Raw genomic sequence first — 18,966 nt, 5'->3', positions numbered from 1 at the left:
GCTGGCAGTATCAAGACGAGAATTAGTCGATTTTGACGGCAAAGCGAACAAATCCGACATTACTTGGGGGCGTGTTGGGAAGATCTCCCAGTTGTAATAACACAGAGCCATTGGGATTGTTGGTATTCGGACAGGGAGAGGTTACGGGAGTGAGAGGAGAGGCAAATGTTCCCTGGTCTGTATCCGATGCATTCGTTTGGGGAGTCTGTGTGCCATTTTGATTTAACAAAATTCCACGACCGCCGCCAAAACGGTCAAAGATAAACGTGGTTCCCGCAGGAATGGGGTCACAAAGACGAGCATTGTTCACCTCTTGGGAGCCATCGGAGAGGAAATAAATAGTGTACTCGACTTCGTCTCCACTTTGTAAGGATATTTCTGATTCTAGGTTGATCACCCCTAACAACCCTCCAGGCAGTTGAGACCATCCCGAAGCATCATCATTAATATCTTTGAGGTCATTCACAACAAGATTGAAATTAATCCCGCTAATCGGTACACCGCTTTGCGTTGCATTGGTGATACGCTTCACCAAGCGCAAGCGTGGCTCTGTTCCTGGAGGGTTCGCTAAATCTAGCGGGGTCGAATTGCTGTTATCGTTAGGGTTACCGTTACCATCTGGATCGGGGTTAAGACCATCGGTGGAAATGTCACTCGTAGGGCCGACAGGACTTTCAGCGATGGCTTCCACTTGGTTGTTATAGGGGCCGGGGTTGTTCCCAGGAGTAATTGTGACAACGAGTTCAATGGTTTTTGTTTGGCCGATCGCTAGTGTATCTGTACCAGTTAACAGATTCGTATCATTAATGCCATTGAAGTTGTTATTGGGGGCAAGATTACCCGTCGGAGTGCTAACGCGATTGACAGTAAACGGCGTTGAACCAAAGGTATTGGAGAGATTTTCCGTGACTTGGACATTGTTGAGGTCAACATTGCCCAAATTCTGGATGGTGATGGTGTAAGTGAATTGAAAATTGCCGTTGCCCAAGTCAACCACAGAGGCTACTGTCTTAGCCGCACCAATAACTGGACTGGCTGTAACTTGCAACGGTGTTGGGTCAGGGAATCCCACGACAGGAATGTAATCTGATAGAAGCGTCGGATTGCCGAATGTAGGTGGAAGACCAAACAGTTCAGATTGATTGAAAATTGTGCCAGGGGGGGTGTTAGGCGGAACCCGAACATCCACACTGATTTGAGCAATGGTTCTGGCTTGAATCGTAATACCCGTAATTTCCAAGAGGTTAGTACTGCCATAGTTGTTGGGAGTGCTGCCACTAATTTCTGTTAACCTTAGCGTGTCCGCAACGAATGTCCTTCCATCTGGCATTTCGTCCCTGAACCTCAAGTTCGTCAAGGTCAACGGACTGATGTTGGCAATGCGATAGATGTAGGTAACAGTTCCCCCCGCAGGAACTGTTTCAGGTGACGCACTCTTCTCAACTTGTAGGGCAAAAGCACAAGCGGCACCATCATTTCTGACTACTCCTCTTGTAGTACTCAGCAGAGTAAATTGACCCGTACCAGGAGCATCAACAGTACCCACATTGACGAGGTAAAAAGCACTGTTACTGGCACTCGTTTCGTAGGCGAAAAACTGACCAAAGGCATCAAAGAAGGCTCCCCCAACTGTACCAATTTGGGGATTGAGTGAAGGCAAGAACGTAACCGCGCCCGTCGTGCGGTTAATTCTAGCAATCTGTCTTGAGATAGTATCAAAGCCATAAAGTTGTCCATCTCTGGGATTGATAGCAAAGTCGGCTATTTCAGTGGGTTGTGATAGGGTTACCGCCGCACCAACTAATGTCGCCGCCGCTCCTGCTACATTAATCGTAAAGAGTGTTTGGTTCTGTGGATTCTGCGGATTACTGCTTAAGACTAGGTAGTTGCCATTGACATCGACATCGCCGGCTAAATACAAAATCGGTTGTCCAGGTAAACCCGCAGGAACACCGAGTGAGGTAGGTAGTCCATTGGGCGCAATCCGATAAACAGTCCGGGTGTCGGGATCGATGCCATAAATCAATCCATCTTGAAAATTAAAACCGATCGCGTTGTAGCGGATATTGGCACTGATAGGAATACCAGCAATCGGGTCTAAGGTAAACGGATTGATGTTGATGTTTACGGTGTTGAGTTCAGTCGGATCGTTCACATCTGCTGCTTGACCACGACTCACATACAATGTGTTTGTACAAGGGAAATTTGCTGAAGATTGTGCTGGCGCTGGAGGAGAGTAGCTCAATGCGATCGCTAAAATTAAAGCAGCGATGAAAGCGGTCAAACGATTGATTCGTTTGCGCCAATAATTGCCGCCTCTATTGATGGTAATGAGTGCTTTTCTCGTCCAAGTTTGAGCGGCTGCTTGGAGGTAATTGCGATACACGACCTTGTTAACCTCTCTTTCACGATGCTTCTGGTAAGAAAAAAATACCAAAATAGCACAAACACAGCTTTTGTACAGATAGTTTTCGTGATGCAAACCTAAATTTTAGTTCTGTCAGCATTTGCTGAGTGAGCGCTTAGCATGTTAGATGCCCAATGGGAAAACGCAAGCAACACCCAATCAAACGTTGCAAATCAAGGACTTATATCAACTCCTTTGAATTACTTATAGATAATTAGAAAGTTAAGCCATCCCAGAGATTTGAGATGGCTCGTAATTAAGTGCTGCTACAAAGAGCGATTACACAGATTCTGGATTTTGCTAACAATAGAGAGCAAATTACCCTCTTGCAACCTGATGAAACCAGAAGAGTTGATAATACCGTTTTGCTACAGTTATCAAACCTATCTATAGGAGTAGAGTGAGCATAACCCTCTCTACCCCTAGCTGATTGGCTGACGGTTAATCGATTCTCACGCGGAAACGGATGAAACCAACGTTGTTAGGGGGGGTGGCAGGTAAATCTCCCAGATTTACTAAGATTGACCCGTTAGAGTTGTTGGTATTGGGACAGGGAGAGGTAACAGGAGTAAGACGAGAGAAAAATGTTCCTTGGTCTGTATCTAAAGCATTAGTTAGAGATGTATTGGTTGTCTGTTGATTCAACAAAATCCCTTGACCGGCTTGAAAACTGTCAGGAATAAATGTGGTCTTCTCTGGAATGGGGTCACAGACTTTGGCATCCGTGACAAGTTGAGTTCCATCCGAGAGGAAGTAAACGGTGTATTCGACTTCATCTCCAGTTTGTAATAGAGCATCAGAACCGATGCGGAAAACTCCTGTGAGAACTCCACCCGGAAGTTGAGACCATCCAGAAACATTGTCGTTGCGGTCATTGAGGTTATCAACAAAGCTTTGGAAGTCAATTCCACTAATTGGTGCACCACTTCGGATTACATTTGTAATCCGTTTCACCAAGCGCAAGTTTGGCCCTACATCCAATGGAGTCGGGTCATTGTTATTGGTTGGGTTGCCATCGTTATCGGGGTCTGGGTTAATCCCAGCTTGCGATTGGTCACTCACTGAGCCGGAAGGACTTTGAGCTGTTCCTTGTACCAGGTTTTCATAGGTACGAGTTTGGTTACCAGGGGTGATAATGACGATGAATTCAATGACTTTTGTTTCACCAACAGCTAAGGTATCTGTACCCACCAGCAAATTGATGTCAGTACGACCATTGTAATTAGAATTAGGCGTGAGGTTGCCATTAGGACTTGTGACACTATTGGCAGGAACCGTAAAAGGTATGTTGTCGAAGGTCGTGGTAAGGTTTTCCGTAAGCTGGAGATTAGTGAGATTCTCTTGTCCGTAGTTTCGGGCACGGATTCTGTAAGTTACGGTGGAGTTTCCTGCGTCAGCAGGGACAATGGAAACGACTTCCTTGGCAACCCCTAAAGCCGGTGTTTGGTTGAAGTTGACTGGGGTGGGGTCATTGTTATTGGCGGGGTTGCCATCGTTATCGGGGTCTGAGTTCGTGCCATTTTGGGATAGATCTGTAACCGTTTGACCATTGGGATCGGTACCGCTTGCCACAGCTTGGTTGTTGTAAGGCCCTAAGTTTGCTCCTGGGGTAACATCGACAATAAATTGAATGGTCTTGCTTTGACCAACGGTTAATGTATTGGTTGTACCGGTTAGCAAATTAGGGTTGTCAGCGCGACCATTGTAGTTGGGATTAGGAGTGAGGTCGCCGCTTGGACTACTAACGCTATTTGGGGCAACAGTAAAGGATGTTGCGTTAGCAAAAGTAGTCGTAAGATCTTCTGTAACTTGTACATTGTTGAGGTCAACATTCCCTAGGTTGCTGACGACGAGTGCATACGTCACTCGAAAGACACCGTTGCCAAGGTTCACACTAGATGCCACTCTCTTGGCTAAACCAATCCTTGGGGTAGGGGGAGCTGGAGTAATGACTAAGGGTGTCGGATCAGGGTAAATACCTGTGGGAGGAAAATCCGACGGAATCGTAGGTGGAAGGGTCACTCCAGGCACGGATGGAACGTTATTGATTGTGGCTTGATTCAAGACTGTGCCAGGAGATGCAGTCAAACTAACCCGGACATTCACGCTGATTTCGACAAAACCTCTAGGTGGGATGGTAATCCCTGCAATTTGCAGCAGTGGAGTTCCGCCATAAGCATTAGGAGTGCCACCCACGCTAGTATTGTTGAGCGTTTGATCGACGTAGGTCAATCCAGCAGGCAACTGGTCGGTAAATGACAAGTTTGCAGTACTTAATGGCTGTCCTAGTTGGTTAGCGAGACGATATCTGTAAGTGATGATGCCATTGGCTGCGACTGATTGAGGCTCGACAATCTTTTCCGCAACTGGCGCAAAGGCACAGGATGCACCGTCAAATCTTTGAACGACTCCAGCATTTCCGAGTGGTGAAAATACAACAGGATTAGAACTTGAAAGATTACGTGCGACAGATATATTACCCGTAGTTTCATAAGTGTAAAAGTTACCAAACGCATCAAAGAAAGATGCACCAACAATACCCACATTGGGTTGTGTCGCGCCAAAGTAGGTGACTGCGCCAGTAGTCGTGTCGATTCTAGCCATCTGACCTTGAGATGATGGCTGCCCATTAACTCTGAAGCTGTCAAAAGCATAGAGCTGATCATCCACAGGATTGAAAGAAATGTCCGAAAGGTCAGGACTTGTACCGTCAGCTCTTTGGACTCTCAGACTACTGACCATAGTAGGGGTATTGGGATTAGTTGCTAGATCGATCGCGAAGAGATTATTTCCGGGTGCAGGGATGTTAGTGACATATACAAAGTAGATCCCGTTTCTATTGATATCGCCAGCGAAAGCAAAACTCTGGTTAGGATTACCATTTGGAATTGGATCAAAAACAATAGCTCCATTGGGTTGTGGAGCACCGATGGCAGTAGCTGCTCCTGTATTATTAATTCGATAAATGGTTGGAGGTAAATTCGATCCAGGGTCGGATTGAGGAGCAATGCCATAAATAAACCCATCGCGAACATTCAAGCCGATGGCGTTGTACTGAACCGTTGCGGTACCAACCGTGTTAAGAGCAAAGTTAGGCGTTGTGATGACGCTGGAGAGTGTGGAATTTTGGTTGAGTAGCCCTTGACTGATATACAAGGTACGATCGCAAATAAAACTGTCCGGAGCAGGAACACTCTGTGTCAAGGCTGGAGAGTAGTAACCCACCACCACCGCCACAAGAGTCAAGAGGCTGATGAGCGCATACCCAAACTTCCGGAACATCAGTGAGCCTTTTGGATAGCCAGAAATCGCTCCCTGACTCCGACGGGGCAGGATTTTATTGGCAGAAAACTTAAGCAAGCTGATCAATATTCGGACTTTTTTTTTCCACGTCTGGACGCCGAATCGGCTGGAATTGCGCTGCACTACCTCGATCCTCCCCTAGGTTCTACTTGCAAGTCGGTTTCTTGATTTTCAAAGATGATTTCCAAGCCTCTCGTATCTTGGAAGATGAACTCTACGCGGCGATCGCGTGCATAATCCACAACGTCACTGCCCGTGGTTCGGCGTTCTAATTCACCAAATGACCGAATTGTCAAGCGTTCTGGAGCAATTCCTTGACGCAACAGGTAATTTCGTGCGGCGATCGCACGACGCATTCCTAAGGCTTGGTTGTAGGCCGCACTGGCACGGGGGTCAGTGTGACCCTGAATGTCAACGGTGAGAAAGGGATAAGAGCGCATCACCGCAACAATTTGGTCGAGGATGACGGCGCTTTCTGGACTGATGGTGGATTGGTCGAGAGCGAAATGGATATTCCGCGCAACAGACAGCCTTAGTTGTTCTGGTGGAGGAGTCGGTTCTGGGGGATTGGGTGGTACTTGTGCCGTCGTACATGGGGGAATCACACCAGAGGGTACATCAGGTTGGGCTGTGCCAGTCCCATCCGCCGCAAGAACCCTGGCATTGAGCGCCGGTTCAGAGGTGCCGTACTGGGGATGAGTGGCGATCGCGCTGACTTTGTCCCCAGGCTGTAAATTATCCACCGTGACGCTAAAATCCCCTTGCTCATCGGTCGCCACACTCGTGAGGGGTTCACTTAACGGGCCATAGGGGATTGTTGTATTTTCCCGAACTCGATACACTTCAACCGTTGAACCCGGATCAGCCTTGCCAAACAGCTTCACCTCTGTTCCCAACACAAAAAACTCTGAACTGAGAAACTGCGGCGCATTAATCGCCGCATTCCCCGTTTCTTCCCGTCGGTTGGGCGAATTCCGGAGAGGATTCGGGCCATCCCCCCGTTGAAAATGAATCGGGTTAACATTCTGTTGGGTGTTGAGGTCAATACTCAACCCTTCGAGTTGGGCAAAGCGATTGTTCTCAATGATGTTGCGCGAAGAGGAGCGATTCTGCTGAACGTCGTTTTGGGGATAAGCCGTCACCACCACACCCGGCCCCGACTGATAACTAATTTGGTTATCCATCACCTGATGATTATTGCCCATCAGGTAAACAGCCGCCTGACGCAAGCGTCTGCCGTTCGAGGTGATTTGGTTATTGCGAATTTGTACAGCACCCTTGGGCTTAAACAAATACACCCCACTGCCATCATTGCCACAAATTAAATTGCCTGTAATTTGTGACTGGTCAATCTGCCCTTCGAGGCGAATGGCATCGGGCATTCCAGCTAGCCCATTACCCACGATGATGTTCTCTGTTACCAACATATTCTCGGCTTGAGCGCCGGTAATGATGCCACTGCCCTGATGATTGGCAATGCGGTTGCGTCGAATGGTGGTACCTAGACTGTTAAACACATACAAGCCAAAGGCTGATAACTGACTGGGCATTTGCCCATTGGGTGGGATACCCAACCAATTCAGTTCAATCGCGACATTCTTCGGTGGCTGGGATTCGCTGGGTTTTGAGTTAGGTTTAGGACTCCTCAAATCCAAACTAGAGGTGGGTGGCTGGAGTGTGACATCAGGAAATGCAGGACTCCGCTCGATCACAATATCTCCCGGTGGGGTGTTGAGTGTCGCCCCACCCCACTTGCCAAAGCCATAGAGGCTTAAACCCCGCACGGTGATGTTATCGGCAACAATCGTGAGTCCCCGCAGGACTTCTTGGTTGGGTGCGGGTGCTAGAGCCACCACAGGAATGGGAATTTCAATTTCTGCGGTTGCTGAACGGGTTGGATCATAACCCGGTTGGGTTGTCCCATCCACCACTAATCCCGGACTGGCTAGGGATGGTAATAGGCTTTGGAGGTAAATGGTGGTTTGGTCTGGAGGTAAATTAAATTCAATGCGAGAGGCTGTATTGGCATCGAGGGGTCGAACTTGGGCTTTTTCCGCCTGACTCAATTGTTCTAGACTGAGCTGACCGTTGACAATGGCGATCGCCTCCCGCAAGGTTAAGCGATTGTCGGGTTGAATCAGGCCATCCTGATTACTATTCACCACCACGGATACAGAATTGGTCGGCTGGGCTGTCGCCCTCAGTGGCGCGACTAAAACACTCAGCAGGAGCAATTGAGGAAGGTAGAAGGCAAAGGGCAAAGGGCATTCCTTCTCATGCCTCCTGTCTTCTGCCTTCGGCCTTTTTTGGTCAAAACTCAAAAATAACCAGGCAAAAGGCTTGTTGTTGCGCTTTCTTTCCACCAGAGAAGGGCAAACTTGGCTAACTTCTGCCTCCTGCCTTCCTTCTTCTGCCTTGTTCAAGTTTGACGCTGGACGGTTGACTCCCCGCATGACCGAAAATTCCAATAAGTTGTATTGCACTCCTAACTATTCACTCCTCACTCGTGGTATTAGAAGGGCGGCTCGATTGCGTCCCTGGGGTATCCGATGTTGGCTGGTTGGCAACGGGTTTTGTCAGCGATTCCTGCTGTTGGGGTGGCACCACTTTTTGCCGTCCAAAGCCGCCGAAGAGTTCGTTGACTTTGAAGGTCAAATTAAAGTAAACGCCGCCTTTGGAGCGATAGCCGGTAAAGTCTCGGTCATCCACACCGCCGAAACTATAGCCCAAGGCGAGGCGTAAATCGGGGGTGACATAATAGCCTGTTTCTACAGCTATGCCGGTTTCGCTGTAACCGGGCGAATCTTGACCAATCCAGCGTCCTTCTACCGCCAAATCCATCCGGTAATTCAGGCGGTAGGCAGCGCGGAGTTGGGTCAGGAAGATGGTAGAAGCATTGGAGAAGTTATTGGCTAAATCGGTGTTGCTGTAACGGACTGCGCCTTTGCCATAAAATTCCCATCGCCAACTGGGGGCAAAAATCGCCTCTCCGGCAAATAGGTGTTCTGTGGAACCGGTACCACTGCCAAAGAGTAGGGTTTCGGGAATGGTAGAGGGGTTTTTGCGGTACTCATAGCGCATCAGGGCGTTCCAGCGATCGCTATTGGGGTCGCGATAGGCTAAACCTACCCGGAGGTTTGCCGTATCTTTCAACCCTTCAATGAGCTGGTTGGCAAAGTTGGCTTGCTCGTAACGGGCAAGGAGGGTTAAGGAGGGAGAAAGTTTCCCTGCCCCGGCAATGGAAAACACGGTGTTGTTGTTGCCGGAACCCGTGCGGTGTTCGACGCGGGCAGAGGCTTTAAAGTCGGGGTTATCGGTATATTCCACGCCGATATTGAACACATCGCCCCCTAATAAGGCAAGGGAGGCAGCGGTTTGACCGACAGTATAGGGTTGAGCAAAGCGCACCCCAGCCGCTGTGGCAATCCCGGTGTTGCTAAAGGTATGCTCATAGCCCAGATTCACCAGTAATCCTGGGGAAACAGTCCAACGGTGATTGAGTCCTACCGCCCCCTGTCCGGTTACCCCGTTGAAGCCACTAATCACGGAATAGCGACCGGTGATGGTGGTGTTATCCCAGATGTTGTGGGACAAAATTGTATCCAGGCTAGTGATGGAGTCATTGCCCAAAATGCCACCATCAAAGAATTGGTGGGCGAGGCGCAGGGTAACCCCTTTGTAAGCTCTCCAATCCATGCCTAAGGTGGTGCGATTGGGGTAGAGGGGGTCATTATCTCCGAGGCTTAGTTCATTTTGCGCCAAAAATGTCAGGCTTTCGCTGATGGGGAGTCCTAGGCGGGAAACGAGTTGGGAGGCGTTACCGGTGAAGACATTGCCGACTCGGTCTTCGCGCTCACGGTTGACAAAATCAACACTTAATGCTGCATTGCCAATTTTTTGCTGCACTCCCGCGCTGATGGTTCTCAGGGAGTTGTTAACCCCAGTACCCGGAGGGACGGCGACGCCTGGGTTGAACAAATCGAAGAAGTCGGTGCGGATGAGGGGGGAGACGCCAAAGTTTTCTTCGTAGTCGTATCCGGCGCGCAAGGTGGTGCTGGAACCGATAGAATAAGCGATCGCAGCACCGTAGCGAGTTTGTCCCGGAGTAAAGCTGAGGGTGGCATCATTGCTAAAGTTTTCCTCCACCGATCGGTAATAGGCTCGTCCCAGCAGTCCGGGGACAATGGTCGCATTCGCCTCTAAGCGATAGGCAGAACCGGAGACATTGCCTCGAAACAGGGAGTCATGCTCCGAATGAGCCACTTCCCCAATGATTTGTCCGTTGGTTCCTAGGGCAACCCGGAAGTCTGCCCCATAAAGTTCAAAGTCTTGGATTCCCTGCTCTTGCCGTAGGTACGTTCCAGCCAGCCAGCTTTCTTGCTGGAACGCTTGGGAGAAGTTGTATTGTACACGCCCTGCATAGAGATTGGTGTCGTCACTCTCAACACCCCCCTCATATTGGTAAGTGACGACAATCTTCCGCACGAGCAGGGTTGAGCCAGCACCGGCCTCACTCAACGGCGCATCAAAAAAGGCAAATTCGGTGGCGAGAATCGGACGGCGGAATAAAATCGTGCCCCGGTCATAATCAATCTCATAGTCTGACCCTCGTCCTAAGGGTTTGCGGGAAATCACGGTACCGGGACGATTGGCTTCTTCGGTTTCGATAAAGATATTCTCACTTCCCGGAACCAGGCGTCGTCGAGAAACGAAGTAATAACCACTGGTGCCATTGGGGGCAATGGTATCTCGTTGGAACCCTTGGAGGTTGCGCGAGAACATGGCGGTGAGTTGCAAGTTACCAAAGTTGTAATTGCCTTTGAAGCCATGCAACTGGCGGGTGGTGGCGGTAAAAAGTTGGGATTCTCTGGCGAACTCGTTGCTGTTGTAGTCTCCCCACATCACATAGTCGGGTTCTTTCCCCAGTCCGGCATTGCGCTCAAAGCGGAGATAAACGCTATCGATCGAGGGGGTGAGGTAATCGACGGTAGAACTATCCCCAGTTACGGGATATTGTTGTTCGCAAAACTGTGGCCCTCGGAACAAACGGGTGATGCCATCACAAGTTTCGTTAAGGTTGCGGCTGCTGTTATAAGCTCCTGTGAACAGCCACTCGCCAATCCGTCCGGTGGCAAAAACGGCTCCTTGTAAGTCAAATTCCGTGCCGTCGTCGATGGTTTCTGGGTTGAGGAAGTCTCGCCGCCTGCCCCAAAAGTTAGTTCCCGATGGCCCAATTCGCAGGTTAATCACGCCTGAAACTAAGGAGGGGCGTAAATTGGTCACAAATTCCACCTGGGTGTAAGCTTCCAGGGGGGTTTGTGCCACTGCCGGAGGGGAAGCGGCGGAGAGGGGGAGACTGGATGACTCGGAGTAATGTGCGGGAGCATTCCCTATCTCGCCCGGTCTCCCTGTCTGCTTTTCCTCTTTCGGTTCGAGGGCAGCACGAATCCGCACCTTTTGCGCCTCTAGGCTGGATTGGAGTTGGGCGGTGAATTGTCCTCCCCGTGCCATTACTTGAAAACCGGGTTGGTCTTTGTCTTGGTCGGCACCGACAAATTGTCCTGCTGCCGCCGTTAAGGTAACTACGGCATCTTCGCTTAAAAGTTGACCGTTTTCATCGGTAATGCGTCCGGAAACGGTAAGGGTGGAACGACCATCGGCTGCCACACGGGGGTCGCCCACGGGAGCAATTTCTAGTTTGAGGGCGGTCTTTTGCACCACAACCTGAATGCTAACGGGGGTTCCGTTTCCAGCTTGGACGGTGAGGGTATTGTCTCCCTCTTTTAAGGGGATGTTGTACCAAGCTTGGTTAATCAGGTTTTGCGCCTCATCCCGGTTCTGCTGAGTGGCTGTCTTAGGGTCGAGGGGTTTTTGGTTCACACTGACCTGAACCGAGTCATTGGCGTTGTATTGAATGACGAGGTTCGTTGAGGTTTTGTCGGTAACGCCACTTTGGGGCGTGAGAATGCGAACTGTACCAGGAGCGAGTGCGGCGGCTTCTGTGGCTGGGGCGTCGTTTTGCTTTAGCGCCAGGGAAGGCGATAGGATTCTCACTCGGTTGGGGTCATTGGTTAGAGCCAGGATAGGCTGTTTTCGAGCAGACTCTCCCAGATTTTCCAGTTGTCCCTCGGTTGGTGTTTGGGGTGCGAAGGCTTCCGAAGTGTCAGTATTGGGTTGCGATTGTTCACGGACTTCTAACTCCTGTCTTTGCAGGATTTCGCTGCGGGAAACACTATCCTTTGAACGCGGTAGAAGGCTATCGGCTTGTCTTGGAGCATCAATTGCTGTGGAGTCTATGTTTAAAGACCGGAGGACAGATGACTGTACGGAGGCGTTTTTCGGGACGATTTCTACGGTTTGGGGCACCTCTTCCCCCTCACCTTTGAGCAAGTCAGTTAATGTGTGAATTTTCTGATTGTCACCGGAAAATTTATCGAAAGATGAAGGATTAAGGGCTTCATTTGTCAGATTTAAGGGTTCATCCTTCAGCGATTGATGGAAATGAGTTAAACGATATACCGAGACTGATGCAATATCTGTTTTCAGCCCATGATTCAAGGACACATCGGTTGTTAATACTTCATCCTTCCCTAAACCTAAATTAGGCGGTTCTGGCAATTCGTCAGCCTTAGCTGTCGGGATAAGCCCGATGGTTCCCAATAGGGTGGTGAGTAAACCCAAGCTGAGTGAGGGAAACCAGCCTTTCGATAGTAAAACGTAAAAAGCAATCCTGTTAGGAAAAGTTTGAAGGGTCAACTCTGAAGGATGAAGCCTGCGCTTTCTGCGGCTGGATTTTCTGTTCAATTTGTTGCCCAAATGGCTAGCATTCGCTTGAGTGGAAGGCGAAATCTCTTTCACGAGTCGAGGGATGATTTCATGCTTCATCCTTAATATTTCATCCTTACTGTTTGTCTTTTCTTGAGGGCTTTTCATTGCTGTTGCTCCCCATAAGCGGGTGTCACGGCAAAATTCATCCGAGCCATTCCGCCCGGTTCGAGCCGTACCAGGCGTGACTGGCTATTGCCTTCAATAAATTTGATGTTTGGCGCAAGGCTGTATCCCGGCAGACTGCTCAAATCCAACGTGGCTGTGCGATGGCCGGCGATGACGTTGACTAACGAGAATAAGCCATTGGCATCGGTGGTGATGCGATTGCCGTCATCCATGAAAAGCACCGCATTCGGTACTCCCGGTTCTCCAGGTTGCTGCTGCCCGTCAAAGTTTTTATCGACAAATACCCGACCGACGATAGTGGCACAGTCGGATAAAATGCCCTGTCGAATCCGGAGTTGAAAGGCGGCTAGATTGCTGCGAGACTCCCGCGCCACATTTCTCCCATCCCCCCGGACGGCGTCTGGTGTGACCACCGAGGCATAAATCACTGTGAGTGTCTCCCCCGGCGCGAGTCTGGGATAGGTAAAAGTGATTTGCCGGTCTGCTGTTACTGCCGGAGGCAAACTCACGGGTGTGGTGGTACTGCCTGTGGTGAGTGCGCCTTGCAATGACTCTGGTAAAAACCGCACTCCTAGTGGTGGCGTGTCGGTTATCGTAATCTGATTGGCTGGAACCTCTCCGGTGTTGGTCAGTGCGAGGCGATAAATGACGGTATCACCGGGTTCAGCCGCAGCGCGGTCTGCGGTTTTGACTAATTGAAGAACGGCTTGACCAGCGGTCAGTACAGTTTCATTGGACTGAACAACGTCTGGTAAATTCCCTCCGGATGCGGAAGCGGAATTTTTAATTTCAGTTTGAGCGGTAAGCGGTGACGCACCAGCGACGAAGAATGCGGTCAGAAATGCAGTGAAAAGCAGTTCAAAACTGCCCAACTGCGGTAATAAAGATTTCATCAGAAGGTAGCACCCTGGAATGGGTTTAATTTTATAAGGTTAGATTAGAGGCTGGATAGTAGATGCCCTGACTAACTTTTGGTAGATTTCATAGATTCTCTCAATAGTTAAGAGAAATCAACTTTTTTAAGGGTTTAGTAGACTCCCTGATTCTGAGCATAATCAAGTAAGCTTACTTTCTAAGACGTAAGCTGCTTTTTAAAAGGGTACACCCGGCATTTACGACTTGGGTTTCAACCCGATTAATGACGTAAATGCTCTGGGTTTATTATGGTAGAGCACCGAGGACACAATGACGTTATGGAAAGCTAGAAATTCTAAATTGTTTGAGGCTTCCCTTTATTTGGTTTGTGAGACTCTCGACCCGTCATACAATGTATAACGTGTATTACGTATTAACCTCGGTTTTGGAGTTGGTGTCAATGCGTCAGTCCTAAAAAATTGTTGCAAATAACGCCAAAGATTTATCTCTTTTGAGAAATCTTGTCAATGCTGAAGTTTTTGTATAACTCAGCCACAACTTACCAAGCCATGAATAAAATATTTCTACCCAGAGAGTTTACCAGGGATTACCGATCATCGTAAAGCCACTCCAATAATAGGGATGGGAAAAACCTCTGTCACCAGTACCCCTTAACTCCGTAGGCAAGGGAAACTCACCCTCGCTAGTTAGCAACTGCTGATTTTGGATATGCACCTTTCCTGATATCATCGCCAACTGTACCTTTCGCAGAGCCTCGGCTTTAATGGGAGCCGTTTTGAGTTGTTGGTAAAACTCACTCATTAACCCCAATGTCGCTTCATCATTGACATACCACAGACTAGCTAAGGCCGATTTAACTCCCGCTTGTATGGCTAACCCCGCAAAGCCTAATTCCACTTCCTCATCTCCTACCGCCGTGCGGCAGGCAGACAGCACCAATAACTCCACAGGCGGGTTCGCCCACCCCACAGACTTAAGTTGCAACGGAGCCAACTTCTGGTCTTGTAACTGAATATAAGAGTTGGCGGGTTTCCCTGGCAGAAATTCGGCATGAGTCGCTAGGTGGATAATGCCAAAGGGAGTTTTTGCCCGTTGCGACTTCAGGTTTTCCAGGGTAAAGCCTTGATTGAGAAACGATAAACCTTGCCAAGCTTGGGTAATGACACTCAATTCTACAGGTACGGCAGGTAAGGGCTTATTGTCTTTAAACTCACTAGCTCCCATGGCGAGTACCTCGGATGAGTGGATATCACCATAACGGGTATCCGTGAGAGAAAGACTGGGCATCAAGCCGATACTGTAACGTTCGACAATAAACCCTTTACCATCGTGGAGAGCAGCTAAGGGGATGGTGCGTAACCCACTGTCGGTGATATAGGTCAAATTTTTAATCCCTCGCTGCTCAATGTCAGCTTCTAAGGGAGCCATCAGCCACTGATACATTTTTCGGGCTGGGGTGAGATAGCCTAAAGCATCGCGGGCATTGGTCACCGTAAATCGAAACTTTTCCGCCATAGCTATCACTTCGGCACGGGTGATATTGACGGATTTGCGGATGGGTTTACCGGTACCAGAAATTAAAATCAATTCTAAACGATCGCGCGGACTCGGCTTTAGGGAGCGTAACAGTAAAAGTTCTGCCGAATCTTCCTCTAAACCTTGAGACGAGGCAGGCGATGGAGTCACACTTTCCGGGACAAAAATAGCATAAATAACCGCAGGTTTGACCCCTGTCGAACTTTCTATGCCACGCAGGAGATTTCGAGCTTGCACTAAGCTGATACCTGGTGTTTCGCCCACGCCGAGATATTGCTCAAAATCCGTGCTGGAGGATTGGTCAATACTCTCCACAGCCCTCTCTAAAGGTTGAGAGTTGTTGTTTTGAATCGGTGCTGGCTCTAGCGGTTTCTGGGGTAACGTCAAGTCAACAGGATTAACGGTTGTCGGGGTAGGAGAGGGTGACGGTGTGGGAGAAGGAGACGGTATGGGAGAGGGTGACGGAGACGGGAGGGGAAGAGGTTGGAGGAGAGTCAGCAGGGCAGAATTGGGACTCCCCAAAACAGCATTTTTAGGATTCGTCAGGCTGAGATTAACGGTGCGATTATTCCTCGCCGTACTCAGAATAGGGACATTAAACGTCTGGCGGGTGACCGAATTGGTGAACGTGAGGGTTCCCGTGGTTGTGCTGTAGTCGGTGCCAGAGATTGCCGTGCCATCAGCGGTATTATAGTTAACGTTGATATTTCCGCCAGTGCCAATTGCAGGCGTGCGGTCTACCTGAACCGCGATCGCCGCTTGGGTTGCATTAGTATTAATACTGTAAGTGGGATTGCCGAATAACACTCGAATCGCTTCATAGGCACCAATATCAGGAACCGGGTCACCAATCCCTGTGCGGGATACACCTCGTTGGTCGGTGGTGACACCTGTAACCGTCGCCCCTGCATTAAGGGCGGGACTGCCAGGAAGCAACCCATGAGTCTGGGTAGCACCGCCATTATTTTGCAGAGGTGCGAGTAGGGGGTTGATGGGGTTCGTGGTTGTCCCCACGAGAGTGCTGGTGGTGAAACTGGTGCTGCCTGCACTATTGCCAATCAGGTTGTTCCCCAAGTCGGTGAAGAGGCCAAACACATCGGGGGACGTGGGATGATTATTATTGGCAATCAGCGTGTTGCGGACATTGACAGTACCGCCATTATTAACGAGGCCGCCACCATTGCCCAGAGTTGCGGTATTATTTGCGATCGTCAGATGATTAAGGCTGGTGGTGCCATTTAAGTTATAAATGCCGCCGCCACTGTGACTCGCCGTGTTGCCGCTGAGGGTATTGTTGGTCAGCGTGGCATTACCCGTATTCACAAAAATCGCACCGCCTGTCCCTTGCCCTGCACCACCATCACCGCCAAAACCCCCGGTACCACCAACTCCGCCCGCCGATGAATTGTTCACAAAGGTGCTGTTATTCACCGACAAAGAGCCAGAATTGACAAAAATCGCGCCACCGAATCCAGCACCGCCACCACCGCCACCTGCCGCACTAAATTGACCCTGTCCACCCGTACCCCCGCCGAAACCGGGAGGATTACTGGGGTTACCGCTAAACCCACCCGTACGACCGCCGCCGCCCCCCGCACCACCGCCGAAACCACCCGCACCGCCAGCCCCACCCACCTCGTCAGAACCACCGCCGCCGCCACCACCACTGGCAAACCCCCCCGCACCACCAGGGTTACCGGGAGTCCCGCCGATGCCTGGGTTAGCGCCACCACCATTGCCACCCGTACCATCAAATACCCCATTATTTGGGAATCCCTGACCACCATTGCCACCAATGGCCTGATTGCCAGCAAAAGTCGAATTGGTCACCGTGACTGTACCATTTCCATTGATGAACAGGCCGCCACCAAGTCCCGCGCCGCCACCGCCACCACCACCCGCACCAACGTTACTGCCATTTGCACCATTGGCACCGATGGCTTGATTGCCTGTGATAATGCTATTGGTAATATTTAGCGTGCCCGTCCCCGTGTAGAGAATGCCACCGCCACTATCGGCGCGTCCATTGGTAATCGTCAAACCATCCAAAGTGACATTAGCAGCAGAAATATTAAATACTCGGAAGGTATTGTTGCCACTTACGGTAGTATTCCCAGCGCCTGCACCCGTTAACGTGAGGGATTTGTTAATCGTGACGGACTCAGTGAAGGTTCCAGGGGCGAGATTGACATTTGCTCCACTGGTTGCCACATCTATGCCATTTTGAATCCTGCCAGCCAACCCCACATTCACGGTGGTATTGTTGGCTGTACCCAAGAGTTGACCCCCTAGGGTAATGGGTGCATTCAGGTTAATCGTGGGTGCATCTAGGGTTAAATTAAACCCACTCGTGGAGTTAATCGCATCACTAACAGTGAGGAAATTGGTAGCATCAAAGGTGACATTGGCAGTTGTCAGGGCAGCGGCTACGCCCTCTGGGGTAATGTCCCCGCCTACATTGGCAATGATAAAGGTTTCGGGGTCTAACAGTAAGTTTCCCGTCTGTCCATTGGGTGCCAGTAAATTTGTTACACCCTGATACTTCAACGTCTGAGCACCGGATACTTCCGCAAACCCACCATTACCCCCGAAAGCACCCCCCTGTGCTGTAATCTGACCTTGGAAGGTCGTGGTGTTATTCCCCCAAACAACAACTTTGCCACCATCTCCCTGTGTGAGAGCATTCGCTTGAAGGGTGGTATTGCTGTCTACATCGGTAAACTCAGCATTGGGTACTGTGCCTAACCCGCGATAATCTCCACCGATGAGTACGGTGCCACCGCCATCACTTCCAGAGGCGTTGATATTGGCTTCAACGAGATTGACATTTGTCCCTAAAACATTGACGTTACCGCCTATCTTCCCCCCAGTTGAATTAGAAGCATCCAGAGTCCCAGAAACCATAATGGTTCCTGCCTCTGTGGGAACCGCAGACGAGGGCACTCCCCCACTGCCGATTGTGCCCGTGAGTAGTGTGGGCAAATTAACGGGGTTAAAGGCTATCGTCTGTCCTCCTGCTGTCTTGGATTCAATCTCGATACTGAGTACGTGTCCGGGTTGGCTAATTCGGACTAAATTCTCACCCGGTACGGCAGCAAGGGTAATCGTTCCTCCGGGAGCACTCACTGTCCCGGTATTGAGTACACTGCCCCCAAGTAACATTAGATTTTGTCCCGGCGACACGGCGAGATTACCCGCATTGATGACACTTCCGGGTTGAGAAAGGTCAAACGCAAACTGACTAGGGGTGCCGACTAAGTTGGGATAGTCATTATTCCCAAAAGCATTAAACCAATGATTGCCACCCAACCCAATTCCTGTGGCAGTCGTTGCGGTAAAGGAAGCAGGAACATTTAAGCTAGCCGAAGCACCAAAAACTATCCCGGCAGGATTCATTAAAAATAAGTTGGAGTTGCCTCCACTCACCTGAATGAGTCCGTTAATCAAGGAGGGATTACCCCCAACAACGCGACCTAAGATATTGCGAATCTGGGGATTAGACATGAAGTTGGCAACTTGACCGGCATCCAGGCCAAATTGCTCAAAACTATGAAAAAGATTACTACCGTCTCCCGAAGAGGTACCACCTGAAATGTTAATTTGGTTGCCGTTGGGAGTGACGATAGTATTGGTACTGTCAACAGCCGGTGTAATGGGTTGTGCCTGGACAGATGGAAGAGTCGGAAGCACTGTTAAACAGACTGAAAATCCGAACAATGGCAAGATTGTCAAGCCTTCTTTGAAAAGCTTTACAAATACATTCACGCGCTGTTGACTCCCCTAGTGGTAAGCGAAGACCTAATAGTAATGAGGGAGAAGCACTAAGCCTGATGCGATCGAGAGAATTCCCCGGACTAAGGCAACAAGTAGGAATTGAGTTATCTCTAGTT

The 18,966-nt window shown here is 49.8% G+C and carries 6 protein-coding genes; all 6 read right to left on the bottom strand.

Annotated elements, in window-relative coordinates; genetic code table 11:
• Nucleotides 1–22: 22 nt before the first annotated feature.
• The 6 genes from MIC7113_RS07215 to MIC7113_RS38845 all read right to left on the bottom strand — a co-directional run bounded on the left by MIC7113_RS07215 (nt 23) and on the right by MIC7113_RS38845 (nt 18,766).
• Entirely contained in the window at nt 23–2,386 is a 2,364-nt protein-coding gene (locus MIC7113_RS07215; RefSeq protein ID WP_015181517.1) for a DUF6923 family protein, read from the bottom strand.
• A gap of 462 nt (nt 2,387–2,848) precedes the next feature.
• On the bottom strand, nt 2,849–5,833 hold the full coding sequence (locus MIC7113_RS33125) for a DUF6923 family protein (protein WP_015181516.1): 2,985 nt from the start codon (nt 5,831–5,833) through the stop codon (nt 2,849–2,851).
• Complete coding sequence (locus MIC7113_RS07205; RefSeq protein WP_226883600.1) at nt 5,833–8,193, bottom strand: OmpA family protein; 2,361 nt, start codon at nt 8,191–8,193, stop codon at nt 5,833–5,835. The genes MIC7113_RS33125 and MIC7113_RS07205 overlap by 1 nt, the downstream gene beginning before the upstream one ends.
• 10 nt (nt 8,194–8,203) lie before the next feature.
• Nucleotides 8,204–12,643 (bottom strand): hypothetical protein, encoded by a 4,440-nt coding sequence (locus MIC7113_RS07200; protein WP_015181514.1) that lies wholly within the window; start codon nt 12,641–12,643, stop codon nt 8,204–8,206.
• On the bottom strand, nt 12,640–13,557 hold the full coding sequence (locus tag MIC7113_RS07195; protein ID WP_015181513.1) for a DUF7507 domain-containing protein: 918 nt from the start codon (nt 13,555–13,557) through the stop codon (nt 12,640–12,642). Before MIC7113_RS07195 ends, MIC7113_RS07200 begins: the two co-directional genes overlap by 4 nt.
• Nucleotides 13,558–14,116: 559 nt before the next feature.
• Nucleotides 14,117–18,766, bottom strand: a complete 4,650-nt coding sequence (locus tag MIC7113_RS38845; protein WP_172642228.1) for a CHAT domain-containing protein — start codon at nt 18,764–18,766, stop codon at nt 14,117–14,119.
• Nucleotides 18,767–18,966 lie beyond the last annotated feature (200 nt).

It is taken from the genome of Allocoleopsis franciscana PCC 7113, from assembly GCF_000317515.1.
Lineage (GTDB): Bacteria > Cyanobacteriota > Cyanobacteriia > Cyanobacteriales > Coleofasciculaceae > Allocoleopsis > Allocoleopsis franciscana.
Note: the sequence above shows the minus strand (reverse complement) of the source record. Positions and strands in the feature narration are given on the sequence as shown.

Bases quoted from the DNA above. Each gene is read 5' to 3' on its own strand.
- MIC7113_RS07195 (WP_015181513.1), bottom strand. From the start codon at position 13,557: ATGAAATCTTTATTACCGCAGTTGGGCAGTTTTGAACTGCTTTTCACT.
- MIC7113_RS07200 (WP_015181514.1), bottom strand. From the start codon at position 12,643: ATGAAAAGCCCTCAAGAAAAGACAAACAGTAAGGATGAAATATTAAGG.